Annotated in this window: 11 protein-coding genes and 2 riboswitches; of the genes, 7 read left to right on the forward strand and 4 right to left on the reverse strand. The window is 73.6% G+C overall.

From position 1 onward, the window contains the following. Positions 1 to 38: 38 nt before the first annotated feature. The gene (ctaE, locus tag IEZ03_RS07215) at positions 39 to 695 is read right to left on the reverse strand and encodes an aa3-type cytochrome oxidase subunit III (protein ID WP_184886435.1); all 657 of its coding nucleotides are present in this window, start codon (positions 693 to 695) and stop codon (positions 39 to 41) included. 93 nt (positions 696 to 788) lie between these two features. Here ctaE and IEZ03_RS07220 point away from each other — a divergent pair, with 93 nt between their 5' ends. Both IEZ03_RS07220 and trpD read left to right on the forward strand, forming a co-directional pair. After that, the gene (locus IEZ03_RS07220) at positions 789 to 1,211 is read left to right on the forward strand and encodes a response regulator transcription factor (RefSeq protein WP_184886437.1); all 423 of its coding nucleotides are present in this window, start codon (positions 789 to 791) and stop codon (positions 1,209 to 1,211) included. 42 nt (positions 1,212 to 1,253) lie between these two features. After that, positions 1,254 to 2,339: an anthranilate phosphoribosyltransferase gene (trpD, locus tag IEZ03_RS07225; RefSeq protein ID WP_184886439.1), complete on the forward strand. Its 1,086-nt coding sequence runs from the start codon at positions 1,254 to 1,256 to the stop codon at positions 2,337 to 2,339. 260 nt (positions 2,340 to 2,599) lie between these two features. On the opposite strand, the gene IEZ03_RS07230 is transcribed toward trpD, so the two are convergent. From IEZ03_RS07230 to IEZ03_RS07240, 3 genes are read right to left on the reverse strand one after another with little or no spacing between them, the layout of a single operon-like run. Next, complete coding sequence (locus IEZ03_RS07230; protein WP_184886441.1) at positions 2,600 to 2,887, reverse strand: Lrp/AsnC family transcriptional regulator; 288 nt, start codon at positions 2,885 to 2,887, stop codon at positions 2,600 to 2,602. A 48-nt stretch (positions 2,888 to 2,935) separates the two neighbouring features. Further along, positions 2,936 to 3,685: a rhomboid family intramembrane serine protease gene (locus IEZ03_RS07235; protein ID WP_184886443.1), complete on the reverse strand. Its 750-nt coding sequence runs from the start codon at positions 3,683 to 3,685 to the stop codon at positions 2,936 to 2,938. 36 nt (positions 3,686 to 3,721) lie between these two features. Then, positions 3,722 to 5,560, reverse strand: coding sequence for a DEDD exonuclease domain-containing protein (locus tag IEZ03_RS07240; protein ID WP_184886445.1), 1,839 nt, complete (start codon positions 5,558 to 5,560; stop codon positions 3,722 to 3,724). Between the two features lie 144 nt (positions 5,561 to 5,704). Here IEZ03_RS07240 and IEZ03_RS07245 point away from each other — a divergent pair, with 144 nt between their 5' ends. The 5 genes from IEZ03_RS07245 to IEZ03_RS07265 form a co-directional block, all read left to right on the forward strand. Next, entirely contained in the window at positions 5,705 to 7,141 is a 1,437-nt protein-coding gene (locus IEZ03_RS07245) for an NYN domain-containing protein (RefSeq protein WP_229808097.1), read from the forward strand. Positions 7,142 to 7,298: 157 nt separating this feature from the next. Next, entirely contained in the window at positions 7,299 to 8,378 is a 1,080-nt protein-coding gene (locus IEZ03_RS07250) for a C40 family peptidase (RefSeq protein ID WP_184886448.1), read from the forward strand. A 507-nt stretch (positions 8,379 to 8,885) separates the two neighbouring features. Next, positions 8,886 to 9,086, forward strand: a riboswitch (cyclic di-AMP (ydaO/yuaA leader). A gap of 146 nt (positions 9,087 to 9,232) precedes the next feature. Beyond that, positions 9,233 to 9,372: riboswitch (cyclic di-AMP (ydaO/yuaA leader) on the forward strand. Positions 9,373 to 9,380: 8 nt separating this feature from the next. Continuing rightward, positions 9,381 to 10,316 (forward strand): CHAP domain-containing protein, encoded by a 936-nt coding sequence (locus tag IEZ03_RS07255; RefSeq protein WP_229808098.1) that lies wholly within the window; start codon positions 9,381 to 9,383, stop codon positions 10,314 to 10,316. Between the two features lie 36 nt (positions 10,317 to 10,352). Further along, complete coding sequence (locus tag IEZ03_RS07260; RefSeq protein ID WP_184886451.1) at positions 10,353 to 11,621, forward strand: hypothetical protein; 1,269 nt, start codon at positions 10,353 to 10,355, stop codon at positions 11,619 to 11,621. Beyond that, positions 11,618 to 12,720 (forward strand): M48 family metallopeptidase (locus IEZ03_RS07265; RefSeq protein ID WP_229808169.1); only part of this gene is annotated, 1,103 nt, incomplete at its 3' end. The genes IEZ03_RS07260 and IEZ03_RS07265, both read left to right, overlap by 4 nt.

Below are 12,720 nucleotides of genomic sequence, written 5' to 3' on the forward strand. Positions count from 1 at the left end.
GGGTCATGTCTTCTAGTGGGTCAGGGTCGTCAGGCCGGTCACAGGTCGAGCAGGTAGACGGCGGCGAACAGGCCGATCCACACCACGTCGACGAAGTGCCAGTAGTAGGACACGACGATCGCGCTCGTCGCCTGCTCGTGCGTCCACCGTTTCGCGGCGTAGGTGCGCCCGAGGATGAACAGGAAGGCGATGAGGCCGCCGATCACGTGGAGGCCGTGGAAGCCGGTCGCCAGGTAGAAGACCGAGCCGTAGGCCGAGGACGCGAAGGTCAGTCCCTCGTGGGTGACGAGGTTGTAGTACTCGTATCCCTGGCCGGCCACGAAGTAGGAGCCCATGAGGAACGTGAGCACGTACCACTCGCGCAGGCCCCAGCGCCGGACGTTCAATATGCCGCCGTCACGGCCCACCTTGCCGGCCTCGGCCTTGAACACGCCGATCTGGCACGTCACCGAGGACAGGACCAGGATCGTGGTGTTGAGCGCCGACAGGGGCAGGTCCAGATGGGCACCCGGCCACGCGTCATCCCCATGCTGGCCGATCGTCACGGAGCGGATCGTGAAGAACATCGCGAACAGCGCCGCGAAGAACATCAGCTCGGACGACAGCCAGACGATGGTCCCCACGCTGGTCACATTGGGACGGTTCGCCCGAACGTGGGGTGTTGTCTCTATCGCGGAAGCTGTCACGGGCGCCATTATTGCGCCCCTGTCCCACGAGTGACGCAGGACCCCCCTTCTAGGGTTCCCGAGCGTGTCCGCCGGGCCCCCGACCCGGTAACCTTCACGTCCATGAGCACCGCCCCGGAGAGCCTGATGAAGGTCCTCGTCTACAGCGACGACGCCCACACCCGCGAGCAGATCCGCATGGCGATCGGGCGCCGCCCCGCCGCCGGCCTCCCCAAGGTCGAGTTCGTCGAGCGGGCGACGCAGCCCGCCGTCGTCGAGCGGCTCGACGAGGGGGACATCGACGTCCTGGTCGTGGACGGCGAGGCCCAGCCCGCGGGCGGCCTCGGCGTCTGCCGCCAGGCCAAGGACGAGGTGTACGACTGCCCGCCCGTCCTCGCCGTCATCGCCCGCCGCGACGACGGCTGGCTCGCGACGTGGTCGCGCGCCGACGCCGTGGTGAGCCTGCCGCTCGACCCGGTCGCGGTCGCGAACGCGGTCGCCGGCCTCATGCGCAAGCGCGCCGAGACCCGTCTCCCCGTCCTGTAGACCCCGGGTCCGCCACCCGTCGACGCCGTAGGGACCGCCTCCATGCACCGGCCTTCCGACCACCGGGCCTCCGACCCCCGGGACGCGCGCACCACCTGGCCCGCCCTCCTCAACGCGCTGCTCGCGGGCGAGTCGCTCTCCAGCGAGGAGACCTCCTGGGCCATGAACAGCATCATGGCCGGGGACGCCACCGACGTGCAGATCGCCGGCTTCGCCGTCGCGCTGCGCGCCAAGGGCGAGACGGTCGAGGAGGTCACCGGCCTCGCCGAAGGCATGATGGACAACGCCACCCCGATGGACGTCCCGGGCCCGATCGCGGACCTCGTCGGGACGGGCGGCGACCGCGCCCACACCGTCAACATCTCCACGATGGCCGCCGTGGTGGCCGCCGCCGCGGGCGTCCGGGTCGTCAAGCACGGCAACCGGGCGGCGTCGTCGTCCTGCGGCGCCGCGGACCTGCTGGAGAACCTCGGCGTGGCCATCGACCTGCCCCCCGGCGCCACCGCGCGGGTCGCCGAGGAGCTCGGCATCACGTTCTGCTTCGCGCCGCTGTACCACCCGGCGCTGCGGCACGCGGCCCGCACGCGCAGCGAGCTCGGCACGCCGACCGTCTTCAACTTCCTCGGCCCGCTCACCAACCCGGCCCGTCCCACCGCCCAGGCCGTCGGGGTGTTCCACCCCCGGATGGCGGGCGTCGTCGCGGGCGTGTTCGCCGCCCGCGGCTGCTCCTCGCTGGTGTTCCGCGGCGACGACGGCCTCGACGAGCTGACGACCACCGGCACCTCGACGGTGTGGGTCGTCCGCGACGGCACCGCGACCGAGACGACGTTCGACCCGTCCGACCTCGGCATCCCGCCCGCCAAGCCCGACGACCTGCGCGGCGCCGACGCCGAGTTCAACGGCCGGGTGGCCCGCGAGACGTTCGCCGGGCGGCAGGGCCCCGTCCGCGACATGGTGCTGCTGAACGCCGCCGCGCTCATCACGGCCTACGACGGCACCCCAGAGCCGGACGCGCTGACCCCGGCCCTGCGCGACGCCTACGAGCGCGCCGCGGTCGCCGTCGACTCCGGAGCGGCGAGCACCCTCCTCGACCGCTGGGTCGACGTGTCGCAGAGCCTGCGCGGTTGACCCAGGGGGGCGACCCCCTGGAACCCCCGTCGCGAGCCGGTCGATCCTCACGCCACCGTTGCGGTCCGGCGTGACCGTGCGGGACGTGCGGTGTCGCTGCGGTCGCCCGGCTCGGCGGGTCCTGCGGCCTGCGCTCGCTGCACTCGCTCCGGCCGCACGACCCGTGAGTGGTCATTCATGTCGTTGAGCGTGTGCCATCGCCCAAGGAAACGACCCCTGGAAACCCGGCGCGGGTCATCCTGCTGGCGGTGGTGGGGGCTTCAGTCGGCGTTGGGGAGGCCTAGGGCGAAGGCCTGCTCCAGGTCGTGCTGGGAGTAGGTGCGGAACGCGATGTGCGTCTCGGTGCCCAGGACGCCCGGGACCTTGTTGAGGCGGCCCGGGATCACGTCGTTCAGTTCCTCGTGACGTCCCACCCGGACCATCGCCATGAGGTCGTGCTCACCGGTGATGGAGTAGACCTCGCTCACGCCGTCCAGGGCGGCGATCGTCTCGGCCACCTCGTGGATGCGCGCGACGTCGGCCTTGACGAACACGATGGCAGTGACCACTTCACCCTCCCCCTGTGCTTGCGACAATCCGACCCTACCGGGCGGGGATCAGCCGCGGCTCAGCGCGGCGAGGCGGCCCGCCGGGCCGGCGCGGCGGGCCGCCAGCGCGAACGCCACGCCGGCGACGAAGCCGTAGATGTGCGCGGTGTAGGCGACGTTGCTCTGCTCGTCGCCGAGGGACAGCCACTGCAGCACGAACCAGTACCCGAGGACGACCCACACCGGCAGCCGGATCACGATGATCGGCGGCACGAAGCTGACGATGCGCCCCCGCGGGTTGAGGATCACGTAGGCGCCCATCACGCCCGCGATGGCGCCGGACGCGCCGATGAGCGGGACGAGGGAGTCCGGCGAGGTGAAGGCGAAGCCGTAGACGGCCACGAGCCCGAAGGCCAGGTAGCTGAGCAGGTAGCGCCATCGGCCGAGCCGGTCCTCGACGCCCATGCCGACCACGAACAGCGCGACCAGGTTGCCGAGCAGGTGCAGCGCCCCCGAGTGCAGGAACATCGAGGTGAACGCCGATGTCCAGGGCGCCTTGCCGAAGTCCGCCGGGCCGCAGGACCGCACGATCCCCGCCGGGATCGGCTGCTGGTCGCCGGTCGTCAGCTCCTTGGGGACGGCGCCGTACTCGTAGGTGAAGTGCGCCGCGTTGCACTCGCGGACCCGGTCCTCGCCGTACCAGGCGGCGAAGTTCGACATGGGGGTGATCAGGAACACCACGACGTTGGCCGCGACCAGCAGGTACGTCACCCAGGGGACGCGCCGGGCGGGCTGGCTGTCGTAGAGAGGCAGTGCCATGCAGGGGTCGTCCTCTCCGCGCTCCGGGTTCCACGGTCACCTTAGCGGGCGCACACCCCTCGGACGGGACGCCTCGCGCCGCTCGTAAGCCCTGTCGCGGCCTTGGTCGTAGCCGCGCTCGTAGGCGCGGTCGATGAACGCGCGCAGGCCCTCGGCGCCGTGCGCGGGGCACGTCCAGGCGCCGTCGACCTCGACCAGCCGGACACCGGGCAGGTCGAGCCAGCGCAGCACGCACTCCATCTCCTCGGCCGTGGCGCCCGCCGACGGCGGCTCGCCGAGCGCGACGCCGCCGGGCGCCTCGCCGGCGGGCGGGAAGACCGTCTCGGCGGTGGCGACGAGCGCGTCGACGTAGGGCCGGGGGTGGGCGCGGGGCGGGACCGTGCCGGCGGCGGCGAGCCGGCCGTAGCGCACGACCGCCAGCTCCCAGCCGCCGTCGAAGCCGGGGCGGGCGGCGACCAGCTCGGGCAGCCGGGCCAGCGCGGCGAGGCGCTGCCCGCGCGCGGCGGCGCGGACGAACGCGGCCAGCCGGTCGCGCTGGGCGGCGGCCTCCTCGTAGCGCAGTTCGGAGGCGAGCCGGTCGATGCGCACCTGCGCGGCGGCCACGACGGGCCGCACGTCGCCCTCCATGATGGAGCGGGCCGTCCCGGCGTGGACGGCGTAGGCGTCCGGGGATTCGCGGCCGTCGCAGGGCGCGCCGCAGCGGCCGATCTCGGCGAGCGCGCAGGCGCGGGTCTTGCCGCGCTCGACCAGCCGGAGCGTCAGCCGCTGGGTGCACTGGCGCAGCGGGACGGCCTCGTGCAGCGCCGCACGTGCTTCTTCCGCCTGGCGGCGCGACGAGATGGGCCCGAGGTAGCGGGCGCCGTCGGTGCGGCACTCGCGCACGATGGACAGCCGCGGGAACGGCTCCGCGGTCAGCTTCAGCCAGATGGCGCGCTCGGGGAACTTGGAGCGGCGGTTGTAGCGCGGCTTGTGCTCGGCGATCAGCCGCAGCTCGCGGACCTCGGCCTCCAGCCCGGTGGCGCACTCGATCGTGCGGACGTGCTCGGCGAGGCCGACCATCTCGCGGACGCGGCCCCGCGTCTCCGAGCCGGTGAAGTAGCTGCGCACGCGCGAGCGCAGGTCGCCGCTCTTGCCGACGTAGAGGACCTCGCCGGAGGCGTCCTCGAAGAGGTAGACGCCGGGCGTGCTCGGGACGCCGTCGGCCAGGTGGCGCTTGCGGCGCTGCTCCGGCGTGGGGGCCTTGGCGAAGCCGCGCATCTCCTCGAACGAGGTGACGTTGAAGGAGCCGAGCCGCTCGATGAGCCCGTGCAGGACCTCCACGGTGGCGCGGGCGTCGGCCAGCGCGCGGTGCGTCGGCTCGGTGGAGGTGCGGAAGAAGCGGGCGAGCGTGCCGAGCTTGCAGTTGGGCACCTCGTCCTTGGACAGGACGCGGCGGGCGAGGTCGACGGTGTCGACGACGGGGAACGCGGGCCAGGCGTAGCCGTGCTCGGCGCAGGCGGCCTTGAGGAAGCCGATGTCGAACGAGGCGTTGTGCGCGACGAGCACGCAGCCGCGCGCGAACTCCAGGAACGCGGGCAGCACCGCCTCGATGCGCGGCGCGGCCGACACCATCGCCGTGGTGATCCCGGTCAGCGCCGTGATGAACGGCGGGACGGGTCCGCCGGGGTCGACCAGGGTGCCGAGCTCGCCGAGGTCCTCGCCGCCGCGGACCTTGACCGCGCCGATCTCGGTGATGGCGGAGTCGGCGGCCGAGCCGCCCGTCGTCTCCAGGTCGACCACCACGAAGGTGACCTCGGACAACGGGGTGCCCAGGTCGTCGAGGGTGCCCTGGACACCGGCCCGGGCACCGGCCGGGACACCGTGCGCAGCCGTCATGAGCGCGACCGTAGAGGACGCCACCGACAGAAGCCCGGCCCGCTAGGGTTGGAGGGTGCCGGCGCGTCCCGCCGGGCGGGGGCCGCGGGACGGCTGGGGGAGCCCGGCGCGATCCGTCCGATCACGCGTTCGCCCTGGTTAGGCGTGGGCGGCTCGGGAAGACACAGCCCACCGGCGGCGAAGCCCGGAAGGAGCGGGATCATCGAGAACGGCCCCGGAGCGACGCCCGGCGACGAATTCGCGGAGGAGGCGGCCGCCCCGCCTCCCGGGGAGGAGCGCCTGAGCCGGCCGCTCCCCGGCGCCGTGCGGCAGCAGGTGGTCGAGGTCGCCGCCGAGCTGATCGGGGTCCTCCCGATCGAGGACGTCCCCGTCCCGCTGCGCCGCTTCGCGCGGTTCGAGCGCCGCAAGCGCGCCAAGCTGGCCGGGCAGCACATCGCCGCGGTGCTGGAGAAGGACGACGGCTTCCGGCGCCGCGTCGCCGAGCCGCTGCGCGAGACGCAGGCCGACCTGGTGGAGGCCGTCGAGGGCGGGGACGTGCCGCCCGCCGCGGACCCGGTGCGGGTCGCCGTGCTGGCCTACCTCCTGCGTCCCGAGGGGTGGACGGAGCTCGTGGAGGCCGCGCGCGAGGAGCTGGAACGCTCCGCGACGGCGTCCGAGGAGGAGCACGCCGCCCGCCGCGTCGCCGCGCTGAAGGACGAGCTGGCCGCCGCCCGGACCGCCCGCTCCGCGGAGGTCGACCGGCTGCGCGCCGAGCTGCGCGAGAGCAAGGCCGAGGTGGCCGAGCTGCGCCGCAAGCTGCACGAGGCGCGCACCAGGTACCGGGCGGCGGAGGAGCGGGCCGGCGCGGCCGCGCGGGAGGCCGAGCGGGAGCTGGCGGCGGCGCGCGAGTCGACCGCCGCGTCGGAGAAGGAGCTGCGCAAGCTGCGCGCCCGCGCGGCGCAGGCCGAGGCCGCGGCGGAGGCGGCCAAGCGGGCCGCGCGCGAGGGGCGCAACGTCGACGACGTGCGGCTGCGGATGCTGCTCGACACGCTCCAGGACGCGGCGCAGGGCGTCCGCCGGGAGCTGGCGCTGCCGTCGACCATCGGCCGTCCGGCGGACGCGGTCGGCGGGCTGGAGCCCGACCGGCAGGCGCACCGCGCGCTGCCCGGCCGGGCGCTGTCCGACAGCGACCCGCAGCTGCTCGACCGCCTGCTGACCCTGCCGCGGGTGCACCTCATCGTGGACGGCTACAACGTCACCAAGACCGGGTACGGGGAGCTGCCGCTGGCGGACCAGCGCAGCAGGCTGCTGTCGGGGCTCGGCGGGCTGGCGGCGCAGACCCGCGCGGAGGTCACCTGCGTGTTCGACGGCGCGGAGCTGGACGCGCCGGTCGCCATCGCGGCGCCGCGCGGCGTGCGGGTGCTGTTCAGCCGTCCCGGGCAGACCGCCGACGAGCTGATCGGCGAGCTGGTGCGGGCGGAGCCGCCGGGCCGCTCGGTCGTGGTGGTGTCGTCGGACCGCGAGGTGGCCGACGCGGCGCGCCGCGCCAGTGCCCGGCCGTGCCCGTCGACGCTGCTGCTGCGCCGGCTGGGCCGGGCGTGAGGCCGCGCGTCCATAAGGGCCTCATAAGGCTGTCATAAGGGAAGCATCGCGGTACGTGATCTTGTCATCACGGAAAGTGGATGTTGTTCAAGTAAGTCGACCAAAGAGTGATGAACCGGTTGTGACGGTTGTTGCGCCTCGCTAATGTCATCGCCTGATGTCGAGGACGAGAGAGGCGAAACCGACCGTGGCCAATGATCGCATCGGGGAAACGGCGCACGAGCGCGACCGGCGAGGCGGGTCGGCGCGCAGAGGCGCCTCCCGCCGCCTGGCGGCCGTCGCGAGTCTGACCCTGGCGGTCTCCCTCGCGGCTCCTCCGATGGCTGCGCACGCCGACCCGCAGCCGACCCGGGCGCAGGTCCAGAAGAAGCTCGACAAGCTCGCCGAGCAGATGGACCACAAGGTCGAGGCGTTCAACCAGCTCAACGAGAAGCTCAAGATCGCCAAGAAGAAGTACCAGACGGCGCTCAAGGCGAGCAAGCAGGAGCAGTCGGCCTTCGAGGAGCAGCGCTCCCGGATCGCCCAGATGGCGGCGGACGCCTACAAGAACGGCGACACCGACGGCGTGACCGGCTTCGTCGGCAGCAACGACCCGCAGGCGATCCTGGACCAGGCGGCGGTCTTCTCGCACCTGTCGCAGGAGCGCAGCTCCCAGCTCACCCAGTTCCTCGCCACCGCCCAGCGGCTCCGCCGCGAGGAGGCGCAGGCCAAGGCGTCCTACGAGGACGTGAAGGCCAAGACGAAGGAGCTGCAGGCGCAGAAGCGCAAGCTCGACAAGGAGGTCGCCAAGCAGAAGGCCCTGCTGCGGCGGTTCGGCGGGACGACCCCGTCGTCCGGCGGCGGCTCGGGCAACATCGGCGGCACCTACAACGGCCCGGCCAGCGGCTCGGCCCGCACGGCGCTCGACTTCGCCTACGCCCAGCTCGGCAAGCCGTACTCCTACGGCGCCGAGGGCCCGAACTCCTACGACTGCTCCGGCCTGACCATGAAGGCGTGGGCGGCGGCGGGCGTCGGCATCACCCGCACGACGAACTCCCAGTACGCCGCCACCAAGCGGGTGGACAAGAGCAACCTGCAGCCGGGCGACCTGGTGTTCTTCAGCGGCCTCGGCCACGTCGGCCTGTACGTGGGCAACGGCCAGATGATCCACGCGCCGCGCACCGGGAAGAACGTCGAGGTCGTGAGCATCACCTCGGGCTACTACCTCAGCAACTACTACGGCGCCGGGCGGCCCTGACGCCCGGCCCGGAGCGCCCCGCAGCGGGCGTGACGGAGCCCACTCCGACAGCGGACCAGGTCTTGACCTGGTCCGTTGTTGATTTTGGGGGGGTTTGCGTTCTATTGGTGCTTTGGTACCTTTACACCACTCACGGCGCCCGCCAGACGCCGGAGCCCCACGGCGCCCACCGGGCGCCATGGTCCCACGCGGCACATCCAGCTGCCGCGTGACGGCGGCGCGAGCCACGTGCCGCTCCCCCTGCCGGCGGCGCGCTCCACGCGTCGCCCGCGGCACCCACGGTGCCGCAGCGGGCCTCCACGCAGGCCCGGCCGGCCCGGCTCCACCGTGCGCACGCCCCAGCGGGCATGGCGCTGAGCGCGCTGCGACGGCGGACATCGCGGGTCAGGCACGGACGGCTCCCGGACGAACGGGCCGCCGTCCGCACAACACCCACAACATCAGGCGCCGCTCTTTCGCACGCGGGAGACAGGTCCCGCGCACGGGCCCCATCACGCCCCCAGGATCGCAGCGGCAGCGCCGAATCCGCCGACGCGCGGAACCGGGGACCCATATCCGCCGGAGTCCGGGGCTCGCCCCCGGACGGGCATTCCGGCACCCGGGGTGAATCGGCGCGTCTCTCCCGGACGAACCGGTGAGAGCCGCCGTAGGGCCACTTCCACGTCCGAACCCGTCAGCTAACCCGGTAGGCGTCTTGGAAGAAGAGGAGTGAATCCCGCAGTGTGACCCGGGCGTGGCCGCCCCGTGCGGCCACGCCCGCAGTTTCCCCTTCCCTCCGTCCGGGCGCCCCCGCCCGGCGGAGCCCCCCATCCGAACCGGCGTGCCCGCCCCCGGGCGCGCCACCGCCGAGTCCGCGGTCGACCGCGCCCAGAAGCGCGCACGCGGAGCCGGGGACCCAGTGCGTCCCTCGGGGTGAATCGGCCCGCCAGGGCCGTAGGGCGGCTTCCACGCCCGAACCCGTCAGCTAACCCGGTAGGCGGCATGGAAGTCAGGAGATCCCCCGTGCCAGGCGCACACCGCAAGAAGTCACCGGGCAAGAAGTCACCGGCCGAGAAGCCGCCGGCCGAGCCGTCACCGGCCGAGAACCAGAAGCCGTCCGGCAGGCACCGCAAACCGGGCCGCCTCACCCTGACGTGGCGGACGACCGGCGGCGTGATCGTCGGCGCCGCCGTCCTCGGCACCGCCGCGGCCACCGCGCAGGCGTCGGTGCTGCCGTTCGGCTCCGTGCCCACACAGGTCACCGCGGCCGACCTCGACGGCGCCAAGGGCGGCGGCGAGCGCGGCGGCACGTCCTCGTCCAAGGACAAGGTGAAGGGCGGGCCGAAGAAGGAGAGCCGGGCCACGCCCAAGGACGGCGGCGGCCGCGACGGAGGCAAGGGCGAGGACGGCGAGCGCTCCGGGAACGAACGGCCGGAGTCCGGCGACTCGGAGAAGCCGGCCGAGGACACCCGCCCCACCGCCGAGCGGGCCATCGAACTCGCCCGCTCCCAGGTCGGCATCAAGGAGGACGGCAACGGCGAGACCAAGTTCAACAAGTGGTACACGGAGAGCTCCCGCGCCAAGGAGACCGTCGCGCGCGACGGCGGCTCCGTCGGGGGCTATGAGGCCGCCGCCTGGTGCGACATGTTCATCTCGTGGATCGGCGACCAGCTCGGCTTCACCGACCAGATCGGCAGCGACGCATGGACGATCGCCCACGCCAAGTGGTTCCGGGACCAGGGCCGCTGGGGCACCGAGCCCAAGCCGGGCGCCATCGTCTTCTACTCCTGGCGCGGCGGCAAGAGCCTCGACGACATCGTGCACATCGGCATCGTGACCAAGAAGATCAACGACAGCACCATCGAGGCCGTGGAGGGCAACACCGACAAGGCCGTCCGGGTCAGGGAACGCCCGACCCGGAGCATCGTCGGCTACGGATACCCCGAGTACAGGTCGTGACGGCACCTCCCCTGCCCGCTGCATAGGATCGCGCGCATGGAGGACGGTCCCGGGCACGGCGGCCCCGTCACGCGCCGCAGGGCACTCGCCCTGGGCGCGGGCGGGGCCGCCGTGCTCCTCGGTGGCGGCGGGGCGCTCCTCGGCGCATGTTCCGGCGACGACGGCCCGCGCCCCGTCCGCGCGGACGAGGGCACCGGGACGTTCGACCCCGCGGCGGCCGCCACCGTCCTCGCCAACCGCGCGCGTGCCGTGCGCAGCGGCGACCGGGCGGCGTTCCTCGCGACGGCGGCCTCCGCACCCGCCGCCTTCCAAGAGGCCCAGTCCCGCATGTACGGCAACCTCCGCAGGCTTCCGCTGGAGCGCTGGGAGGAACGCGTCGTCGCCCCGCAGGGCACGGACGGCGAAGCGGGTGCCGTCGTCGTCCGCGTGGAGGTGCGCCACCGGCTGCGGGGCTTCGACCGCGGCGACGTGGTCGCCACCCGCCACCTGGCGCTGGCCCGCCGCTCCGGCACCTGGACGATCGTCGGAGACGGGTCGTCCCGCGGCCTCCGGGACGACCCCGCGATCTGGGACGGCGGCGACCTGGAGACGGCCGAGGGCCGCGCGAGCCTCGTCATCGGCGACGCCCCGGGGCTCGCCGAGATCGCCGGACGCCTCGACGCGGCCGTCCCCGTCGTCACCGGCGTCGTCGGCACCGGGTGGGCGCGGCGCGTCGTCGCCCTGGTCCCCGCCGACGCGGGGCTGGCGTCCGCGCTCGCGGGACCGGACCAGCGCCTCGACGAGATCGCCGCCCTCGCCACCGTCGCACCGTCCGCCGGCCGGGCCCGGGGCCAGGACCGCGTCGTGGTCTCCCCCGGCACCTTCGGCCGCCTCAACGACCTGGGGCGCGACGTCGTGCTGACCCATGAGCTGACGCATGTCGCCACCGGCGGCGCCCGCGACCGCACGACCCCGCTGTGGCTGATCGAGGGCTTCGCGGACTACGTCGGCTACCTCCGCACGAGGGTCGGCGTCCGGTCGGCGGCGGCCGAACTGCGCCGCGAGGTGGCCGCGGGACGGGTCCCGTCCGCGCTGCCCGCCGCGGACGCGTTCTCCGCCGGCTCCGCGCGCCTCTCCCAGGCGTACCAGGAGTCCTGGCTCGCCTGCCGGATGGTCGCGGGCCGGTACGGTGAGGCGACGCTCGTGCGGCTCTACCGGACCGCCGGGCGCGTCCCGGAGGCCGCCGCGCTGCGCGACGTGCTGGGGCTCACCCGGGACCGCTTCACCGCCCTATGGCGCGACTACCTGAAACGGGAGCTCACTTGAGCGAGGCAGAGGCGGACGAGGGCCCGGCCGTGCCCGGTGCCGGTGGAGCGGAACGCACCCGCCGGGACGAACCCGACGAGCACGAGGGGCAGGCCGCGCGCATGCGGCGGCCCCGGATCGCCGCCGCCGTCGCGGCGGCCGTGCTGTTCGCCGGGCTCGGCGCCGTCATCGCCGTCACCACGCCCTGGAACCCGCTGCCCGGCCCGGTCCCCGGCGGGCACGCGGAACCCGATCCGGCGCTGGACTTCTCCCCCGCCGAGATCGCCCGCTCCCAGGCGTTCGACTCGGCCATCAACCCGCCCGCCTACGCCGGCCTCGTCGTCGGCCTCGCGCTGATACTCGCGCTGGGCCTCACCCCAGTCGGCGCCCGGTTCATCGGCTGGGTCACCGCACGCACCCGCCGCTGGGCCCTGCGCGTCGTCATCGGGGCCTTGGCGCTCACGACGCTGCTGCGCGTCGCCGGGCTCCCGTTCCGCATCTGGCGCGAGTCGGTACTGCGCCGGTACGGGCTGTCGACGCAGAGCTGGCCCGAATGGCTCGTGGACCAGCTCAAGTCCCTCGGCGTCACCTGGGTCATCTACGCGGTCGCCCTGCTGCTCCTGTACGCGGTCGTGCGCCGCTTCCCGCGCTACTGGTGGACGGGCGCCGCCGCCGGCGGGTTCCTCCTCGTCGTCCTGGTGTCGTTCATCTACCCGATCGCCGTCGAGCCGGTGTTCAACAGGTTCCACTCGCTCAGGCAGGAGCCGCTGCGCTCCGACCTGCTGGCGATGGCCGAGCGGGACGGCGTGCCCGTCACCGACGTCCTCGTCGCCGACGCCTCCCGCAGGACGACGTCGCTGAACGCCTACGTGTCCGGCTTCGGCTCCACCCGCCGCATCGTCCTGTACGACACGCTGCTGAAGTCCCCGCCCGAGCGCATCGAGTCGATCGTCGGGCACGAACTCGGCCACGCCAAGCGCAACGACGTCCTGTGGGGAACGCTGGTCGGCGCACTCGGCGTCGCCGGGGCGATGTGCCTGCTGCACCTGCTGATGACCTCTCCGCGCCTCCTGCGCCGCGCGGGCATCGATCCCGCGGGCCCGCCCGGCACCCGCCCCCG

Source organism: Actinomadura livida (genome assembly GCF_014648675.1).
GTDB lineage: Bacteria > Actinomycetota > Actinomycetes > Streptosporangiales > Streptosporangiaceae > Spirillospora > Spirillospora livida.

Coding starts and splice junctions, on each gene's coding strand:
- trpD (WP_184886439.1), top strand. CDS start 1,254: ATGCACCGGCCTTCCGACCACCGGGCCTCCGACCCCCGGGACGCGCGC.
- IEZ03_RS07250 (WP_184886448.1), top strand. CDS start 7,299: ATGTCGAGGACGAGAGAGGCGAAACCGACCGTGGCCAATGATCGCATC.
- IEZ03_RS07220 (WP_184886437.1), top strand. CDS start 789: ATGAGCACCGCCCCGGAGAGCCTGATGAAGGTCCTCGTCTACAGCGAC.
- IEZ03_RS07235 (WP_184886443.1), bottom strand. CDS start 3,685: ATGGCACTGCCTCTCTACGACAGCCAGCCCGCCCGGCGCGTCCCCTGG.
- IEZ03_RS07260 (WP_184886451.1), top strand. CDS start 10,353: ATGGAGGACGGTCCCGGGCACGGCGGCCCCGTCACGCGCCGCAGGGCA.
- IEZ03_RS07240 (WP_184886445.1), bottom strand. CDS start 5,560: ATGACGGCTGCGCACGGTGTCCCGGCCGGTGCCCGGGCCGGTGTCCAG.
- ctaE (WP_184886435.1), bottom strand. CDS start 695: ATGGCGCCCGTGACAGCTTCCGCGATAGAGACAACACCCCACGTTCGG.